This is a genomic window from Achromobacter sp. JD-1 (assembly GCF_038594925.1).
GTDB lineage: Bacteria > Pseudomonadota > Gammaproteobacteria > Burkholderiales > Burkholderiaceae_B > Achromobacter > Achromobacter spanius_C.
On sequence record NZ_JBCGCS010000024.1, the window covers coordinates 47909 to 66561 of the forward strand.

The 18653-nt window shown below is 64.4% G+C and carries 18 protein-coding genes; 13 read left to right on the forward strand and 5 right to left on the reverse strand.

The annotated features are described in order from the left end of the window. Nucleotides 1-13: 13 nt before the first annotated feature. The 4 genes from WBR68_RS26700 to WBR68_RS26715 form a co-directional block, all read right to left on the reverse strand. Complete coding sequence (locus WBR68_RS26700; protein WP_230695718.1) at nt 14-991, reverse strand: Bug family tripartite tricarboxylate transporter substrate binding protein; 978 nt, start codon at nt 989-991, stop codon at nt 14-16. A 101-nt stretch (nt 992-1092) separates the two neighbouring features. Next, entirely contained in the window at nt 1093-1995 is a 903-nt protein-coding gene (locus WBR68_RS26705; RefSeq protein WP_230695742.1) for an NAD(P)-dependent oxidoreductase, read from the reverse strand. A 43-nt stretch (nt 1996-2038) separates the two neighbouring features. Further along, nucleotides 2039-3526 (reverse strand): aldehyde dehydrogenase family protein, encoded by a 1488-nt coding sequence (locus WBR68_RS26710; protein ID WP_230695719.1) that lies wholly within the window; start codon nt 3524-3526, stop codon nt 2039-2041. A 35-nt stretch (nt 3527-3561) separates the two neighbouring features. Next, entirely contained in the window at nt 3562-3954 is a 393-nt protein-coding gene (locus WBR68_RS26715; protein ID WP_050449284.1) for a carboxymuconolactone decarboxylase family protein, read from the reverse strand. A gap of 124 nt (nt 3955-4078) precedes the next feature. Between WBR68_RS26715 and WBR68_RS26720 the strand changes: the two genes are divergently transcribed. Next, on the forward strand, nt 4079-5005 hold the full coding sequence (locus WBR68_RS26720; RefSeq protein ID WP_050449283.1) for a LysR substrate-binding domain-containing protein: 927 nt from the start codon (nt 4079-4081) through the stop codon (nt 5003-5005). 73 nt (nt 5006-5078) lie between these two features. On the opposite strand, the gene WBR68_RS26725 is transcribed toward WBR68_RS26720, so the two are convergent. Further along, a complete protein-coding gene (locus WBR68_RS26725) occupies nt 5079-5882 on the reverse strand; it encodes an IclR family transcriptional regulator (protein ID WP_050449312.1) in 804 nt (267 codons plus the stop codon). Nucleotides 5883-6091: 209 nt separating this feature from the next. On the opposite strand from WBR68_RS26725, the gene WBR68_RS26730 reads away from it, so the two are divergent. From WBR68_RS26730 to WBR68_RS26785, 12 genes are all read left to right on the forward strand, one after another. After that, on the forward strand, nt 6092-6418 hold the full coding sequence (locus tag WBR68_RS26730) for a recombinase-like helix-turn-helix domain-containing protein (RefSeq protein WP_050449282.1): 327 nt from the start codon (nt 6092-6094) through the stop codon (nt 6416-6418). 61 nt (nt 6419-6479) lie between these two features. Then, a complete protein-coding gene (locus tag WBR68_RS26735) occupies nt 6480-7550 on the forward strand; it encodes an aromatic ring-hydroxylating dioxygenase subunit alpha (RefSeq protein WP_050449311.1) in 1071 nt (356 codons plus the stop codon). Beyond that, nucleotides 7543-8325 carry an SDR family oxidoreductase gene (locus WBR68_RS26740; protein WP_127185298.1) on the forward strand — a complete coding sequence of 261 codons (783 nt, stop codon included), beginning with the start codon at nt 7543-7545 and terminating at the stop codon, nt 8323-8325. Before WBR68_RS26735 ends, WBR68_RS26740 begins: the two co-directional genes overlap by 8 nt. Before the next feature lie 26 nt (nt 8326-8351). Then, nucleotides 8352-9143, forward strand: coding sequence for an SDR family oxidoreductase (locus tag WBR68_RS26745; RefSeq protein WP_230695720.1), 792 nt, complete (start codon nt 8352-8354; stop codon nt 9141-9143). Continuing rightward, a complete protein-coding gene (locus WBR68_RS26750; RefSeq protein ID WP_230695721.1) occupies nt 9136-10806 on the forward strand; it encodes a thiamine pyrophosphate-binding protein in 1671 nt (556 codons plus the stop codon). The genes WBR68_RS26745 and WBR68_RS26750 overlap by 8 nt, the downstream gene beginning before the upstream one ends. Before the next feature lie 28 nt (nt 10807-10834). Further along, a complete protein-coding gene (locus tag WBR68_RS26755) occupies nt 10835-12313 on the forward strand; it encodes an aldehyde dehydrogenase (protein ID WP_230695722.1) in 1479 nt (492 codons plus the stop codon). A gap of 45 nt (nt 12314-12358) precedes the next feature. Continuing rightward, complete coding sequence (locus WBR68_RS26760; protein ID WP_230695723.1) at nt 12359-13333, forward strand: VOC family protein; 975 nt, start codon at nt 12359-12361, stop codon at nt 13331-13333. A 26-nt stretch (nt 13334-13359) separates the two neighbouring features. Then, nucleotides 13360-14310 (forward strand): PDR/VanB family oxidoreductase, encoded by a 951-nt coding sequence (locus WBR68_RS26765; RefSeq protein ID WP_230695724.1) that lies wholly within the window; start codon nt 13360-13362, stop codon nt 14308-14310. A gap of 55 nt (nt 14311-14365) precedes the next feature. Further along, nucleotides 14366-15505 carry a porin gene (locus WBR68_RS26770; protein WP_230695725.1) on the forward strand — a complete coding sequence of 380 codons (1140 nt, stop codon included), beginning with the start codon at nt 14366-14368 and terminating at the stop codon, nt 15503-15505. Between the two features lie 83 nt (nt 15506-15588). Continuing rightward, entirely contained in the window at nt 15589-16890 is a 1302-nt protein-coding gene (locus tag WBR68_RS26775; RefSeq protein WP_230695726.1) for an MFS transporter, read from the forward strand. Between the two features lie 333 nt (nt 16891-17223). Then, a complete protein-coding gene (locus tag WBR68_RS26780; protein WP_127185290.1) occupies nt 17224-17808 on the forward strand; it encodes a fimbrial protein in 585 nt (194 codons plus the stop codon). Between the two features lie 13 nt (nt 17809-17821). After that, entirely contained in the window at nt 17822-18583 is a 762-nt protein-coding gene (locus tag WBR68_RS26785) for a fimbrial biogenesis chaperone (protein ID WP_127185289.1), read from the forward strand. Nucleotides 18584-18653 lie beyond the last annotated feature (70 nt).

The following is an 18653-nucleotide window of genomic DNA, read 5'->3' on the forward strand; positions in this document are numbered from 1 at the left end:
CGCGCGCGCGGGTTCAGTTCTTCTGGATATTGTTGGCGGTGGCAATCGGGCGCAGCTTCGCGATGTCTGCCGTGACCCGTTGCGCGTAGGAGCTGCCGGGCTCGAAGCCGGGTTGAATACCGGCGGCCAGCAGTTTGTCGGAGGTTGCCTTGTCGGCCAACGTATCCGCCAAGGCCAGCTCCAGCTTTCTCCGCACATCGGCCGGCAAGTCCTTCGGGCCCACGACGGCAAACCAGGAATCCATCTTGAACCCGGGGTAGCCGCTTTCCGCGATGGTCGGCACGTCGGGCATCATCGGCGAGCGCTTTTCCGTGGTGACCGCGATGGCTTTGATGCGGCCGCTTTTCAACGCGGCGGCGGCGGCGGGGATGGCATCGAAGCTCAGGGGAATCTGGCCGCCCATCAAGTCGGTGATGGCGGGCGCGCTGCCTTTGTAGGGCACATGCATGACTTTGACACCCGCGGCGGACCACAACATTTCGCCGGCAAAATGAACGGTGGTTCCGTTGCCGTGCGAGCCATAGGAATAGGCACCTGGGTTGGCTTGTATGTTCTTGATCAACTGAGGCAGCGTCGATGCCTTTTCTTTGTCGTTGGCCAACAGCACCAGGCCAGTCGAGCCGACGATGCCCAAGGGCGTGAAACTGGTTTGCTCGTTATAAGGCAGCTTTTTGTACAGAATTGGGTTTACGGAAAACGTGGTCGCGGTGCCCAGCAACAGTGTGTAGCCGTCTGGATCGGACTTGGCCACGGATTCAGCCCCGATGATGGTGGCCGCGCCCGCCTTGTAGTCCACGACCACTTGCTGACCCAGCCGCGCACCCAGGCCTTGCACCAGAATGCGGGCCACGGTGTCGACCGTGCCGCCTGCTGGAAAGGGCACGACCAGCCGGATGGGTTTTTCCGGGAATGCCGCCTGTGCTGGCGCCATGCCCAGCCCCGCGGACAACGCCACCAGTCCAAAGCCCAATGCCAATGTTTTGATCTTCATGTTTTCCCCTTGATACCTAGTAGATAGGTTGCTGTTGGTGATGACAACGACACCCGAGCCGAGGCGTCTATGCACCTTCGGTCCGGTCGGTAGGATAGGTGTCAGCCGTAGGCGATGGCGCTTTTTGTGTCCACGGCGTTCGTGTCCAGTTCAACGATGCGGTTGAAATCTTCGGTGTCGTCGATACTGTCGGCGCTGGCTGCCCACACCGCGCCGACCTCGCTGCTGATGGGCAGGGCAAGGCCCGCCTGCGCCATCATGTCGATGGCCAGGCGCACATCCTTGCGCATCAGTTGCATGGTGAAGCCAGAGTCGAAGCCCTTGTTCAAAATGCGGCTGGGATAGTTGTAGAGCGTGACACCGCTGCGGCCCGAGCCTGCGTTGACGGCCTCAATCAATTGCGTGGTGTTCACCCCGGCGGCCTCGGCAATCCTGAAGGCTTCGCTGGCGGTGAGCAGGTGCGACGCGACCAGCAGGTTATTGACGAGCTTGGCGATATGGCCCGCGCCCACCTGGCCAATCACAAATCGTTTGCTTCCCAGTGCGGAAAGCACTGGTTCGGCGGCGCTGAGATCCTCGGGCGCGCCGCCGATGAACATCGTCAGATCGCCGCTTTGCGCGCCGCGCGGGCCACCACTGACCGGCGCATCCACGAACCTGACGCCGCGCGCGCGCAGGACGACAGCCAGGGCCTGGGTGACGGTGGGGTCGGCCGTGGTGGTGTCGATCAACAGCAGGCCGGCCGGCGCCAGGGCGGCGATGCCATCCTCGCCTTCGACCAGCTTGCGCACGATGGCCGAGTTGGGCAGCGACATCACTACGGCCTGCACGTCCGCCAGCAGTTGCGCCAGCGTGCCGGCGGCGTTGATGCCTTCTTCCTGGGCCACGCGGGCGGTCAGCTCGGGGCTGGCATCCAGCCCCGTGACCTGAAAGCCCGCGCGCTTGAGCGACGCCGCCATGCCGCGCCCCATTTTTCCTAATCCGATAACGCCAATTGCTTTGATGTCCGACATGATGCGTGTTCTCTGAGTGAGGGGTCGGCCAGGCTCAAGCGCCCGTGCCGATGGGGATCCAGACGCTTTTGGTCTGGGTGTATTCGTACAAGGCCTCGACGCCACTTCCGCGCCCGTAGCCGCTGCTGCCATAGCCGCCGAAGGGCGTCGAGACATGCATGTCGCGGTACATGTTGATCCAGAAAATACCCGCCCTGACGCCCGCCGCGACACGATGGGCGCGGGCGATGTCGCGCGTCCATACGGCGCCCGCCAGGCCGAATTCACTGTCGTTGGCAATGGCGATGGCTTCTTCTTCGGTGTCGAAGGGGATGGCGACGACTACGGGGCCAAATACTTCTTCGCGCGCGATACGCATGGTGTTGGTGACGTCTTTCAACACCGTGGGTTCAACGTAGTAGCCTTGGCCGCGCGCCGCCACCTTGCCGCCCGCCACGCATTGCGCGCCTTCGGCCAGGCCCACGGAAATCAGGGATTCAATGCGGTTCAGTTGCGCCAGGTTGTTGATCGGGCCGCTGTCGGCGGATTCATCCAGAGGGGCGCCAACCTTGTATTGCTGTGCGGCCTGCGCGAGTTCGGCCACGAAGTCGTCGTAGATCGGCCGTTGCACCAGCAAGCGCGAGCCGGCCGCGCAGTTTTGCCCGGTGTTCGCAAAGGCCGCCACCACGGCAGCGCTGACCGCTGCCTTGCGGTCGGCGTCCTGGAAAACGATGTTGGCGGATTTTCCACCCAGCTCCAGCAGGCAGGAAATCGGCCGCTTGGCGGCTTGCGCGTTGACCTTGCGGCCCGTGCCCACCGACCCCACGAAGACGATCTTCTTGATGTGATCATGCGCAATGACGGGGTCGCCTATCGTTTGCCCCAGCCCGTTGAGCACATTGATCACCCCGGGCGGAAAGCCGACCTGCACCGCCAGATGGGCCAGCACCAGCGACGACAAGGGCGTCAGCTCCGAAGGCTTGATCAGGACGGCATTGCCCGTGGCCAGGGCCGGCGCAATGTTCCATGCGGCCAGGTACAGGGGCGAATTCCACGGCATGATGGCAAACACCACACCCAGCGGCTCGCGCAGCGTGTAGTTCAACTGCCCGCCCGGTACCGGCACCACATTGCCGCCGAACTTGTCGGTCCAACCCGCGTAATAGCGAAAAATTTCGGCGACGGCCGCCAATTGCGCTCTGCAACCTTTGATGGCTTTGCCGGTGCTGGCGGCTTCCAGACGCGCCAGCGGGTCGGCAACCTGGCTCACCGCTTGCGACAGCGCCATCAGCAGTTCGCCACGACGCTGGGCGGATAGCGCGGCCCAGGCCAGAAAGCCCGACTGGCTGCTTTGCAAGGCCGCTTGCACCTGCGGCGGGCTGGCATCGGCGTAGCGGAACAGCGTGGTTTCGTCGGTGGGGTTGGTAATGGTGATGGGCTCGCCATCGCCCGCCAGCAGGGCGCCATGGACATATGACCCGATCTTCGGATCCGGGCCGAGCAACTGCACCAACAATTGTTGGACGATCTCTGAATAGGACATCACGGTCGCCACCTTTGGAATCGCGGACACGCGGGTCACGGCTTGGCCGCTTCGGCGTCGAGTTCGGCAAACAACTGCTTGGCGATGCGCGTGCATTCGCTGCCGGTGGGCACGCCGCAGTACAGCGCGGATTGCAGGAAGACTTCGCCGATTTCCTCGCGGGTCAGGCCGTTGTTCAGCGCGCCTCGGATATGGATCTTCAGTTCGTTGGGGCGGTTCAGCGCGGCCAGCATGCCCAGGTTGACCAGGCTGCGGGCGCGGCGGTCAAGGCCCGGGCGGTCCCAGATGTCGCCCCACAGGTTGCGGATGGCGAAGGCGCGCATCGGTTCGCTGAATGCATCGGTGGCGGCAGCGGAATGACTCACATAGGCTGCGCCCAGGACTTCGTTGCGGATTTCTTCGCCACGCGAAAATAGGTCTTTGCTCAAGGTCGTCTCACCAGATTAGGGGTCGTGATCAGGAATCGTTGAGACCAGTGTAGGAAGCAGAGGGGGATGGCGTAAGATGCAAAAAAAGCCATCACGATAACCAAAGGTTTTCGGCGTAAACGCTATGACTCTGGACCAACTCAAGGCCTTCCTGGCCGTCGTCGAGCACGGCAGCATCCGAGCGGGAGCCCGTTCGCTGGACGTGGCGCAAAGCGGGCTGACCAAACAGATTCGCCGGCTGGAGCAAAGCCTGGGCGCGGCGCTGTTCGTGCGCGCCAATAGCGGCATCGTGCTGACCAATCACGGCAATACCTTGCTGGCGCGCGCCCGCATCATCCTGGGCGAATGCGAGCGGGCAGAGCAGGACTTTCAATCCTTGCGCGGGCAGTTGAGCGGGCGCTTGAATGTCGGCGCATCATCCGAGGCGTTCGCGCGTTTCCTGCCTCAGTGCATTGCGCAGTTGCGTGACCAGCACCCCGCCGTCAGCGTGCATGTGGCCAGCGGGCCGTCCACGACCTTGCTGTCGGGCATACGCGAAGGCAGGCTGGACTTTGCCGTGACGCTGGTGTCCAAACGCAGCGACATGACGGACTTGCGCAGTGATCGGCTCACGGCCTCCCGGCCGCGCATCCTGTGCCGTAAGGGGCATCCGCTAAGGCCAGCAACGTCGATTCGGGAACTGGTGGGCAGCGACTGGGTGAACACCGCCCGCTTGGGCGAGGAAGGCACGCCGTCGAACCGCCTGGGCGACTGGTTCAAGCTGAACGGGCTGCCCGAGCCGAACATCGCAATCTCGGTGGAGTCCCTGCTGGACACGCTGAACCTGATCACGAGTTCGGACTTCCTGTTTCTGGGACCCGAGTTCGTCTTGCAGCAAAGCGGCTTTGAATACAAGTTATCAGCCCTGGACATTGCCGAGCCGATTCCGTATTCCGATCTGTGCGTGGTGCAGCGTGCGGCTGTGCCCTTGGCGCCGGCCGCGCAGGCACTGGCCTCGATGCTGATTTCGTACGGCCGGATGTCGGAGAAGGCCCGCGCACCGGCCGTGTAAGCCGCGCCGCGAACACGAGCAGGGTATGACCCAGCCGCCCCAGCCGCTGGCGCGCGAACCAGCGGCGCGCCGATCAGCGCGGCGCGTGATCCAGCAAGCCGGACAAGGCTGCCGCGCTTTGCCGCACGGCCGCGACGATGGCGTCCTGGTCCAGGCTGCCTCCTTCCCACTGCGCGGCGGGAATGGTCACGCCGATGGCGGCGGCAATGCGGCCGCTCTGGTCCCGCACGGGCGCGACCACGCTTGCGATGGCGGCTTCGAAGAAGCCCGTGTCTTGCACATAACCCCGCTCGGCGTCCTGCCGCAGCATGTCATGCAGTGCTTCCACCGTAGCGGGGGTGCGCGGCGTAAAGCCCTGTAGCGGCGTTTCCGGATATAGGGCGCGCAGTTCGTCCAGCGTCAGATCACACAGCAGCGCGCGCCCCAATGACGTGGAATGCGCGGGCAGGCGCGTGCCCACATACACCGTGCTGACAAACGGCGTGGGCGCCGAAGACTTGGCCACCACCACCACCGATTGCCCGTCACGCACCACCAGGTTGGAGGGCAGGCCGGTCGCATCGCGCAACTTTTCCAGCAGCGGCCCGCCCAGCTCGGTCAATTCCAACGACGCCAGGTATTCGAAACCCAGGCGCAGCACTCCCATGTCCAGCCGGTAGGCGGTGCCCGATTCCACCTTGCGCACGAAGCCCATGCGTTCCAGCGTGGTCAAGAGGCGAAATACGGTGGAGCGTGGAATCGACAGCCGGCGGGCCAGCTCGGGCGCCGTCAACGTTCTGTCGTTCCTGCTGAATTCACAAAGCAGCAGCAGGCCGCGCTCCAGCGCGGGAACGGCATAGCGGTCGGACGGGGTCTCGCTGGTGTCGAGGTCGGTCAATTCGTGCTCCAGGGCGGTGTTCCAAAAATTGGCGACGACAGAGTACCGCAGCTCTTGCGCAAACGGGGCCAACTCGTACTTGTCTGAAAAACGGCGTGTCTAGGGATATCCCGGATGCCAGGGTGCTGGATGCTCGCCATAATTTGTCCATATACAAAACGTCGTTTTATATATAAGACAAAATGACAATAATGTCATCGGAGATCGTCATGCCCTTGCCCCCTCGGCCAACGGCCCCGCTGTCCTACAACCCGCAACTGACGCCCTGGGCGCCGCCCGCCCTTGAACCCACCGCGGGCAAGGGCGGCATAGAGCGCCCAGGCGCCGTGCCAAACCTGGTGTGGCAAACCCGCGCGCAAGCCCCCACCGCCTACGAAAACGCGCTGGGCGACGCCTTGGAAGCGGCTTTTGACGGCGGCGCCGAGACGCCCGCTGACTTGGTGGCAAGCCTGAACGCCCAGGCGCTGCGCGCGCCGGACGGCGAGGCCTGGACCGAAGCGGGTTTTCTGCAGGAAATGCGTCGGCTTGGCGCCTGATGTTCTTTATCGGCCAGGACTTGATCCGCCGCCATCCATCCCACTTGAGGGGTCTGTGACCATGACATCGCAACGGATAGAAAACCGCCTGAATCAGGGCTTGCGCAATTACTGGTATCCGGTCGTCGCGCAATGGGCGGTGGGCGGCGCGCCGCTGGGGATTACGCGCCTGGGCCAGAACATCGTGCTGTGGCGCGACGCGCAAGGCAATGTCCACGCGCTGGAAGACCGCTGCCCGCACCGTGGGGCGCGCTTGTCCATGGGATGGAACCTGGGCGATCGCCTTGCGTGCTGGTATCACGGCGTGGAAGTGGGCGGCGATGGTCAGGTCAAAAGCGTGCCGGCCGTCAGCCAGTGCCCGCTGGAAGGCCGCAGCTGTGTGAAGGCCTACCCGGCGCGCGTGGCGGCGGGCGCGGTGTTCCTGTGGTTCGGCCAGGGGCCGGCGCCGGAACTCAGCCTGCCAGAGGAACTGGACTGCGGCGAGCACTCGCACTTCCTATGTACCGCGCAGTGGGCCTGCAACTACCGCTACGCCATCGACAACGTCATGGACCCAATGCACGGCGCGTATCTGCACGCGGCGTCGCATTCGATGGCCGATGGCGACAAGCAGGCGCAGATGGCCATCCGCGAAACCGACACCGGCCTGATCTTCGAAAAGAGCAATCAGTCGGGCGTGAACTTTGACTGGGTCGAGTTCGGCGAAACCGATTCAATGTGGCTGCGCCTGTCCATCCCCTACAAAAAGCGATTCGGCCCCGGCGGCGAATTCGGCATCGTGGGCTACGCCACGCCGGTGGACGAAAACCACTGCCAGGTCTTCTTCTGGCGCACGCGGCGTGTGCAAGGATGGCAGCGCGACGTGTGGCGCTTTCTGTATCGCAATCGGCTGGAAGGCCTGCATTGGGAAGTACTGGAGCAAGACCGCGTCGTGCTGGAAAGCATGGCGCCGGACGCGCGCAAACACGAAACGCTCTATCAGCATGACGTCGGCATCACGCGCGTGCGGCGCATCCTGCAGCGGCGCGCCGAGGCCGAAGTGCAAGCGGAAGTGCAGGCCGACGTGCCGGCTACCGGGCAGACCACTGTGCAGACGACCGGGCGGGCAAACGAGCAGGCCGCGCATGTCTGACGCCCACACTGCCGCCTTGCCCCCGCTCTCATTGGCCGGCCGCCGCATCCTGGTGACCGGGGCGGCGCGCGGGCTGGGCCTGGCGTTTACGGAATATCTGGCGCAAGCCGGCGCGCAGATCGCAATGGTTGATGTGTTGGGCCCGGAACTGGATCAGCAACTGAGCCGGCTGCGCGATGCCGGCCTGCGCGTGCACGCCTTCCTGGCGGATCTGCGCAACCCGGACTCCTGCCTGCATTGCGTCCACGACGCGGTGTGCGCGCTGGGCGGCTTGGACGGGCTGGTGAACAACGCATCCATCACCCATTCCGGCGGCCGCCTGGCCGAAGAGCTGGACGTGGCGATGTGGGACAGCGTCATGGAAGTCAATGTGCGCGGCACCTGGCTGATGACCACGGCCTGCCTGCCCGCGTTGCGCGCCAGCGGCCGGGGCAGCATCGTCAATATTGCGTCCGACACGGCGCTGTGGGGCGCGCCCAAGCTGCTGGCCTACGTGGCCAGCAAGGGGGCGCTGATCAGCATGAGCCGGTCGCTGGCGCGTGAGTTGGGTGCCGACAACATCACGGTCAACACGATCGCCCCGGGCCTGACGCGCGTGGAAGCCACCGACTACGTGCCGGCCGCCCGCCACGAGCTCTACCGCAACCAGCGCGCCATTGCGCGCGAGCAGGTGCCCGCTGACTTATGCGGCACGGTGGCCTTTTGTCTGTCGGACCTGTCGCGTTTCATGACCGGGCAATTACTGGCCGTGAATGGCGGCATGGTGATGCACTGACCCCCAGCAGATCAGGTGGAAAGACTATGTGGCAGTTGAAAAACAAAGTGGCGGTGGTGACGGGCGGCTCGTCGGGCATTGGCCTGGCAACCGTGCAGCGGCTGCTGGACGCGGGCGCCGCCGTCGCATTCTGCGGGCGCGATGCGCAACGCCTGGCCGACGCCCGCGCACAACTGCTGCGGCAATGGCCCGACGCGCGGCTGCTGGCCGCGCAATGCGATGTGCTGGACCCGACACAAATGGCCGAGTTCGCGGCCCAGGTCCAGGCGCGTTGGGGACCCGCCAGCGTGCTTATCAACAACGCCGGCCAGGGCAGGGTATCCACGTTTGCCACCACCGACGATGCTGCCTGGCAAGAAGAACTGAACTTGAAGTTCTTCTCGGTCATCCATCCCACGCGCGCGTTTCTTCCGCAATTGAAGCAAGCGCCCGACCCCGCCATCGTCTGCGTGAATTCATTGCTGGCTTTGCAACCCGAGCCGCACATGGTGGCCACGTCGGCCGCGCGCGCCGGGGTACGCAACCTGGTCCGCTCGTTGGCGACCGAGTTCGCGCCCTTTGGCATCCGCGTCAACGCGGTGCTGTTGGGCTTGGTGGATTCCGGCCAATGGCGTCGCCGTTTCGAGGCGCGCGATGACCAGTCCTTGAGCTGGTCGGCATGGACCGCCCGGTTGGCTGCCGACAAGGGCATCCCCCTTGCGCGCCTGGGCGACCCGGCCGAAGCCGCCAACGCGATTTGTTTTCTGGCCTCGCCCTTGGCGTCCTACACCACCGGCGGCCACATCGATGTTTCTGGAGGATTGTCCCGTCATGCCTGAAGTACCACGCATCACCGTCGGCCACGCCATTGCCGCCTTTCTTGAACAATGCGGAATCAAAGCCGCGTTCGGCGTGATCTCTATCCACAACATGCCCATCCTGGACGCCATTGGTGAACGCGGCCGCATCCGCTTTGTGCCGGCACGCGGCGAAGCTGGCGCTACCAATATGGCTGATGCCTATGCGCGCACGACCGGTGGGCTGGGCGTGTGCCTGACCAGCACCGGCACCGCGGCCGGCAATGCGGCGGGCGCGCTCGTTGAAGCCTGGACCGCGGGCACGCCGCTGTTGCACCTGACTGGCCAGATCGAAACGCCATTTCTGGACCGTGGCCTGTCCTACATACACGAAGCGCCCGACCAGTTGTCGATGCTGAAGGCCATTTCAAAGGCGGCGTTTCGCGTGCGCAGCGCCGACACGGCGTTAAGCGTTATTCGTCAGGCGGTACACGCGGCCATGAGCGCGCCGCGCGGCCCCGTCAGCGTCGAGATTCCCATCGATATCCAGTTGGCGCTGATTCCCTTGCCGCAAGATCAGCAACCGCTGCCGGTGGCGCCCGTGACGCCCAACGCCGACGCGCTGGACCGTCTGGCCGATGACCTGGCTCAGGCGCGCCGGCCGCTGCTTTGGTTGGGAGGCGGGGCGCGGGGGGCGGCCACAGCGGTCAAGCGCCTGCGCGACATGGGCTTCGGCGTGGTCACCAGCACGCAAGGCCGTGGCGTGCTGCCCGAGGACGACACCAGTTCGCTGGGCGCCTTCAACCTGCAAGCGCCCGTCGAAGCCTTCTATCAAACTTGCGACGCCATGGTGGTGGTGGGCTCGCGCCTGCGCGGCAATGAAACGCTGCAATACCGGCTGAACCTGCCGTGCCGTCTTTACCGCATCGACGCTGACCCTGCCGCCGATGGCCGCGGCTACGCCAATGCGCAATTCGTGCATGGCGACGCCGCGCTGACGCTGGAAGGCCTGGCCGACCGCCTGCAAGGCCGCATGCGTGTGGAAGACAGCTTCCTGCCCGACCTGCAAACGGCGCGCTCGCAAGCCAGCGCGGCGCTGCGCGACGGGCTGGGCGCCTACGGCGAGTTGGTCGACAGCTTGCAGCGCCACTTGGGTCGCGACTTCAACTGGGTGCGCGACGTGACCGTGTCCAACAGCACCTGGGGCAACCGCTACCTGCGCGTCTTCGACCCCTTGGCTGGCGTGCATGCGCTGGGTGGGGGCATCGGCCAGGGTCTTGCCATGGGCATTGGCGCGGCGGTCGGCGCGGCCGCCACGGGCTCGGGCAAGAAAACGTTCTGCTTGTCGGGCGATGGCGGCTTCATCCTGAACCTGGGTGAACTGGCCACCGCCGTGCAAGAGCAGGCCGACGTGGTGTTCGTGCTGATGAACGACCGTGGTTACGGCGTCATCAAGAACATTCAGGACAGCCAGTACGGTGGCCGCCGCCACTACGTGGACCTGCATACGCCCGACTATGCCGCCCTGGCGGCGTCCTTGGTGCTGCGGCACGCGCGCGTGTCGCGGGTGGCGGACATGGACGCGGCGCTGGTGTTTGCCGCGCGCGAGGCGGGACCGTGCCTGATCGAAGTCGACATGCTGTCCATCGGCGCATTCAAAACCGTCTTCGCCGGCCCGCCGGTCAAGACGCCGGTGGTGGCGTGATGCGCAAGCGCATAACTGGAAGCCAGCCATGACAGACAAGCACATCCTGGACATCTGCGTCGGCGGCGTCTGGCGTGCCGGGCGGGGCGAGGTGTATGCCAGCCTGTACCCGGCCACGGGCCAAGCCATCGCACATCTTCGGGCCGCCAACCTGGACGATGTCGATGAAGCGGTAAGCGCCGCCGATCACGCCTTCCGCCATGGCGGCTGGGCCCAAAAACATGCGCACGAGCGCGCGCAGGTGCTGTACCGCGTGGCACAGATCATCCGTGAACGCGCGGAAGATCTGGCGCAGACGCAGCGGCTGGACAACGGCAAGCCCATTACCGAAACGCGCGCCCTGGTCGCCAGCGCCGCCGCCACGTTCCAGTTCTACGCGGCGGCGTGCGAGACCCTGGAGGACGGCCTGACGCCGATGCGCGGCGACTGCCTGACGATGAGCGTGCACGAACCCATGGGCGTCATCGCCGCGATCACGCCATGGAATTCACCTATCGCCAGCGAGGCGCAGAAGCTTGCCCCCGCGCTGGCGGCGGGCAACGCGGTCATCATCAAGCCCGCCGAAATCACGCCGTTGATGGCCTTGCAGCTGGCGGCCATCTGCGAACAGGCGGGCGTGCCAGCCGGCATGGTCAGCGTGTTGCCGGGCAAGGGCTCGGTGCTGGGCGATGCCCTGGTGCGGCACCCTCTGATCAAGCGCGTATCGTTCACGGGCGGCACCGGCACGGGCAAACAGATTGCCCGCCTTGCCGCCGACAAGATGATGCCAGTGTCGATGGAACTGGGTGGCAAGTCACCCACGATGGTGCTGGCCGACGCCGACATCGAGCATGCCGTCAACGGCGTGCTGTATGGCATCTTCAGTTCGTCGGGCGAATCCTGCATTGCTGGGTCGCGCCTGTTCGTGGCGCGTTCGCTGTACGCGGAATTCCTGGACCGGTTGGCGGGCGCTGCCCAACGCTTGCGCGTGGGCGACCCGGCGGACCCGGCCACGCAAATGGGCCCGCTGATCAGCGAGGCGCACCGCGCAACGGTAGAACGCTACGTGGCGCTGGGCTTGAGCGAAGGCGGCACGATCCGCACCGGCGGCAAGCGCCCCGAGGGCAGCAGCTACGACCAGGGCTATTTCTACACGCCGACCATCATCGAAAACCTGGGCAACCGCAGCCGCACCTGCCAGGAAGAGATCTTCGGACCGGTGCTGGTCGCCATGCCGTTCGACGATGAGGACGCGCTGATCGAGCAGGCCAACGACAGCGTCTATGCGCTGGCCGCGGGCATCTGGACCCGTGACTACAAGAAGGCCTGGCGCATCGGGCGGCAGGTGCAGGCGGGCACCGTCTGGATCAACACCTATAAGCAGTTTTCGATTTCGACCCCGTTCGGCGGCTGGCGCGACAGCGGGCTGGGCCGCGAGAAGGGTCGGCTGGGCATTCAACAGTACATGGAACAGAAGAGCATTTACTGGGGCATGAACGCGCAGCCCTTGCCTTGGGCGGATGGCTGAGTGGGCCTGCCGCTCGGCGGGCCTATGTGTATATCGGAGAGGGACATGAACCAGAAAATCGTCGGAATCGACCAGATCACCTATAGCGCCGATGACCTGGACGCTTGCCGTGCCTTCTTTACGGATTGGGGGCTTGCGCTGCGCGAAGACGCGCCCGCGCGCCTGGTGTTTGACACCCTGAACGGCTGCCGTGTCGTGGTGTGCGCGCCGTCGGCGGACATGGCGCCGGCAATCGAACCCGGGCCGACGCTGCGCGAGGTGGTCTGGGGCGCGGGGGCGGACGCCGTACTGGCTACGCTGGCGGAACGTCTCAGGCATGCGCCCGGCTACGCCTGCGGCCCGGATGGGGTGGCGTGTATCGACCCCAACGGCATGGCGATCCGCTTTGCCCGCACGCGCCGGCAGCCCGTGCAGCTTGAGTGCGGCGCGATGAACACCTGGGCCAGCAAGCCACGGGTGAACCAGGCTGCGCCCATTTATGACCGGGCAATTCCCATCGAGATCGGCCATGTCGTGTTCTTCGTGACCGACGTGGAAGCCACCGCGCGCTTCTACACCGAGCATTGCGGCTTCGTCGTGTCCGACCGCTATCCGGGGCGCGGCGTGTTCTTGCGATGCGACGCAAACGGCGGGCATCACGACCTGTTTCTGCTGCAACCGCCCCAGCCGCGCGCGGGCCTGAACCATGTGGCTTTCACGGTGCGCGATATCCATGAAGTTTTTGGCGGCGGCCTGCATATGGCGCGTCGTGGTTGGGATACCCAGTTGGGTCCTGGCCGGCACCCGGTGTCCTCCGCGTACTTCTGGTATTTCAACAACCCGGCGGGCGGCCTCATTGAGTACTACGCCGACGAAGACCACCTGGATGAACGCTGGCAGCCCCGCGAATTCGAGCCCGGCCCCACCGTCTTCGCCGAATGGGCCATAGAGGGCGGGCTGGACGGCAATACCCGGCGCCAGAAGAACGCGAACAGCGCCGGGGGCCGGTTCCTGACGGATCGACCCACCGCCAAGCCCTAACGGCCCCAACCAGGAAGCGTTGCCCGATGTTCACCCCTGTTCCCATACCCGTTCTCGTGCAGTGCATGCGGGTCGAAGCGCGTCACATCCTGAGCCTGGAGCTGGCGGCGCTGGATGGCGAGGCCTTGCCCGTCTTCACGCCCGGCGCACATATCGACCTGCATCTTTCGCCGGGCATCAAGCGCAGCTACTCCCTCTGCAGTTCGCCCGAGCAGCGCGACCACTATGTGGTCGGCGTGCTGCATGACCGCAACAGCCGGGGCGGTTCGGCCTACATCCATCAACAACTGCGACCCGGCCAACAGTTGCTGATCGATCCGCCCCGCAACCACTTCGAGCTGGATGCATCAGCCGAGCTGTCCGTGCTGATCGCGGGCGGCATCGGCATCACGCCCATTCTCTGCATGCTTCTACACCTGTTGCGCCAGGGCAAGCGCGTCGCCTTGTTCTACGCCGCGCGGTCACGCGCCGAGGCCGCGTTCCTGGCGCGCTTGCCGCCCGGGCTGCAAGCGCACCTGCATTTCGATGAAGACCATGGCCGCGCGCCCGACCTGCATCGCTTTCTGGCGGGCATGCCTGACACGGCGCATTTCTATTGCTGCGGCCCGCGGCCGATGATCGACGCCTTTGAAGCCGCAGCCAGCCTGCTGAATCTGCCGCATTGCCACGTCGAACGCTTTGGCGCGAAAGACGCCGCGCCCGCCGAGGGCGCCGCGTATCAGGTAACGCTTGCCAAGTCGGGAAAGACGCTTGCGATCGAAGCGGGCGCGGTGCTGCTGGACTGCCTGCTGCGTGCGGGAATCGAGGTGCCCCACAGTTGCCGCGAAGGGGTGTGCGGCAGTTGCGAAACGCGCGTGCTCAGCGGCACCCCTGAGCATCGCGATTCGGTATTGAGCCAAAGCGAGCAGGCCGCCAACCGCTGCATGATGGTTTGCGTCTCTGGATGTTTGAGCAAGGAGCTTGTGTTGGATTTGTAGTGGTTCATCTGAAGCCGTTCATAACAGCCCGCCATGCGGGGATAAGGGGAGAGGCATGACTAGAATCCATTCGCGCCGGCCGTCGTGGCGCATGGCAGCAGGTATTTCGGCCAGTGTCGTCGCCTGCCTGGGCGTCACCGCCTCGGCGCCGGCCGCGGCAAGCAACCTTCAGTTGTACGGAAGCCTGACCCAAGGCGTGAGCTACGTCAGCAATATCGCAGGCGGAAGTTCCGCGCGTATCGACCCGGGAACCATGCAACCAGACCGGTTCGGGCTGCGTGGCTCCGAAGACCTGGGCGACGGGCTGCGCGCCAATTTCCTGCTGGAAAGCGGCTTTATCACGCAGACGGGTTCGTCCGTCGTGCCGGGCGTGCTGTTCAACCGCAACGCCTGGGTCGGCATGAGCCACGGCTGGGGCAGCGTGCAACTCGGGCATCAACCCGACTTCATGTTCGATACCATCGGCAGGTACAGCAACGGCTTTCAGCTGAGCAACTTTTTCCTGTTCCATCCGGGCAACCTGGATAACCTGGCCAACACGTTCCAGGCGAACAATTCCATCAAGCTGATGACGCCCGCTTCCCGGCCCTGGCAAGTGGGCGCGCAGTACGGATTCGCCTCCATGGCCCCCAAGGACGCGCCGCGCGGTACGACCACGCTCAGCGCCTTCACGCGCTATCAACAGGATGGCTTCTCGGGTGCGCTGGCCTTCACCTTGATCAAGGATCGCGCGCGGGTGGACTTGCCAAGCCGCACCGGCGTGGCTCGCCTGTTTGGGCAGACCTTGACCTCGGGCCTGCCCATCGTGCTGGATCGACAGCGCATCTGGGGCGCGGGCGCGAGCTATCGCTTCGACGGCCTGCCCTTGCGCGTCAACGCCACCTACACCGGCGTGCAACTGAAATACCAGGGGCGTGACGAAGCCATGCGCAACGCCGACCTGGGCGCCGCCTGGACCTACCAGCCGCGCAAGGTGCTGAACCTGGGCTATTCGCGCAGCGCATTGGCGGGCGGTCGTTGGGACCTCTTCAGCTTGAGCCATGTGCATCAGTTCTCGAAGCGCACCGAGTGGTTCGCGCTGGCGGTGTTCCAACGCGCGGGCAGCGGGCTGGCGCATGCGGCGATCAACGGCGTGGGGGTGTCGTCCACGCGTAATCAGACGGTGCTGACCAGCGGCATCCACCACTCCTTCTAACGCACGCCGGGCAGGGGGCAAGGCGTTGCGCGCCTGCCCCCGCCCGCGCTCGGCCTGAGATTTCCAAGATTTTCGAGGTCACCATGCAAAACACTTCCAATCGATGGATGGGCGTTGTCGCGATCTTCCTGATCGTGACGATCTCTTATGTGGACCGGATCAACCTGTCCGTCCTGATCACGCAGCCCGATTTTCTGCAACAGATAGGCCTGACCGCCGTCGACAAAGGCGCGCAAGGCATGTTGGCAACCGTCTTCATGGTGGGTTACGGCCTGTCGTCCATCATCCTGACGCCGTTCTGCGTGGCGATGCTGGGCGTGCGGCGCAGCCTGATCTACGGCTTGTGCCTGTGGGGTGTCATCACGATGACCTCGCCGCTGTATCAAAGCTATGGGCTGCTGCTAGTTTCGCGCCTGCTGCTGGGGCTGTCCGAAGGGCCGCTGTTCGCCCTGGCGTCGTGCTACGTCAAGGCCAGGTTCGACGGCCATGAAAACGGCAAGCCCAATTCGCTGATCAACAGCGGCACGGGCATGGGCTTTGCGCTGGGCTACCCCTTTGTGGCGATGCTGGTCCTGCATCTGGACTGGCAGGCCTCGTTCTACGTGCTGGGCCTGGTCAACCTGCTGGTCGGCATTCCCGTGGTGCTGCTGTGCATTCATATGCCGGCGGGCAGCGAGCCGCAGCGGGGCGTCGCCGGGCTGTCGCTCTACGAGGTGCTGGGGCGGCGCGTGCCCGCCATGGTGCGCGGCGCGATGCAGACGCGGCACGTGATCCTGATCACGGTGCTGACATCCAGCTTTCTGGCCTATATGTGGGGCGTGGGCAACTGGCTGCCCGGCTACTTGAAAGAGGCGCGTGGCTTTGACCTGCGCGCCATGGGTTGGCTAGCGTCCATGCCGCAATGGTCGACCATCGCGGCGGTGTTGCTGGGCGGGTTGCTTATCGACCGCATCAGCCGCGAGCGGGTGCCGCTGATATTCGTGGGCGGCAGCCTGGGCGTAGTGCTGGCGGTATCGCTGGCGCTGGTGGTGGACGACCGCTATCACGCCATTTACTGCCTGACCGCTGCCGGATTTTTCTGGGGCCTGCAAAGCCCGGCGATTCCCAGCACCATGCAGTTCTACGCACGGCCGGAACACATCGGCAGTGCGTTTGGCGTGGTCAACGGCGTGGGCAGCATTGTTGGCGGGATGATGCCGGCGATGATGGGCGCGGCCATATCGATGTCGGCCAGCCAAAGCACGCCGGGGTCGGCCGCATACTCGGCGGGCTTTTATCTCTTGGTGGGATCGCAGTTGATGACCCTGGCGTGCGGCCTGTTGCTGTGGGTGCGTGTGCGCCCGCGGGCCGGTGTAAGCGTCGTGCCGGCGGGGGGTGTCCACTAGCTTGAATCCGACATGTGGGTGTCGCCTTTGGACAAGGGTGCCGCGACGCTTGCGCGTCGCAGCAATATGCTTCGAAAGCGCTGCCCACCAAGCATGAAGTGCGCTTTGCAATGCAGCAATACAGTTAGCGCCGAAGACGCGTCTTCGGCGCTAAATATCAGATTTCTAAGAGCGCCAATTAAGCATCCTCCTAGTTAATTTCTTGCGCTCAAATCGTATCGTTCAGGGACTCGCAATGATCCACCACGCATGTTGTTTTTCGGATCATTCGAGCACGCTTAGCCAGGCACGGAAGTGCCATCGCCATTCTTATCCCTGAATAGAGGAAATCGCATGAAGCGCAGTATCTTGACAGCCCTGGCCGCCTCCGGCTTGCTAGTGGCAGTGGTGGCTCCGGGCGCGAGTTTCGCCGCGGGGGGTACCGTCTCTTTCTTCGGCTCGATCAGCGACGTGACTTGCGACGTTGAAGGCAGCGTGGGTGGCGCCGCCGGTAACGTCGACGTGCCCTCGTTCGGTACCGTCAAGCCTGAAGACGTCGTGAACGGATCCGCGCCCGAACGAAACTTTCAGATCAATGTGCAAGGCTCGGCAGATTGCGCGGACGAAACCAAAGTACGGTTGCAGTTCGATGCCCACCAGCCGAACATCGACAAAGTCACCGGCAACCTGAAGCTGGTCGGCGCAGGCTCGGCCGCTGGCGTACAGATCCAGATCCGCAACAACCGCACCGAAGCGCCGGCCAACACCGATCCCATCCGTCTGGGCATTGCCGATGCCAACCCGCAAGTGGCCGAAGTCAAAAACGACCGAGCGGTGCTGTACTACTCGGCGAAGTACGTGCCCGAAGATCCCACCGCCACCTCGGTCGGTTTCGGTGATGGTAATTCGTTCGTGACCTACACGCTGCGCTACAACTAAGCGCGACACTGCCATGACGACGATCAACGGGGCGTTTGCCCGTCATGCGTACGCGCACGTGCTATCGCTCGCCTTGGTCCTGTGCGCCTGGGTGGTTCCCGCCCAGGCCGCACTGGTGCTGCAAGGCACGCGCCTGGTCATCAAGTCCGACGCGCGCGATTCCATCATGATCATCCGCAACAACGGCAGCACGCCCGTGCTTGCGCAAAACTGGATTGACGACGGCAAGGAAAATGCGCTGCCCGCAGACATCCGCGTGCCGTTCGTGTTGACGCCGCCCATCATGCGGATTGAACCCAACAGCGCGTCCAATATTCGCATCACCTACACCAAAGAGCCGCTTCCCACCGACCGGGAAAGCCTCTTCTATTTGAACGTCGTGGAAACGCCGCCGCGCGATCCGGCCTCGGTGAACGTGCTGCAGTTTTCTTTCCACACACGCATCAAGATTTTCTTCCGGCCCGCATCCATGCCGGACGAGGCGGCCACCGCGCCCGACAAACTGACCTGGAAACTGGTGCGTGCCGCCGGCGGAAAGCGTCAGCTTGAAGTCACCAACCCCACGCCGTTTCATGTGTCGTTCGCGCGTATCGCGCTGGTTTCGGGCAAACGAAGCATTGCGGCGGACAACGGCATGGTCGCCCCGTTTGGAACATCCAACTTCGCGCTGGCCTCGAATGCGGCCGGCTTGCAAGAAGGCCAATTCACCGTCCAGTACGAAGCCATCAACGACTTCGGCGGACGGCGCACCCTCAACAAGCCTTTGCTTGATTGAGCTGTCCTCTCGGCCCTTGTGGGTGGAGCTTTCCGGTTTGATGAACATTCGACTTGCGCGGACTTTCGTT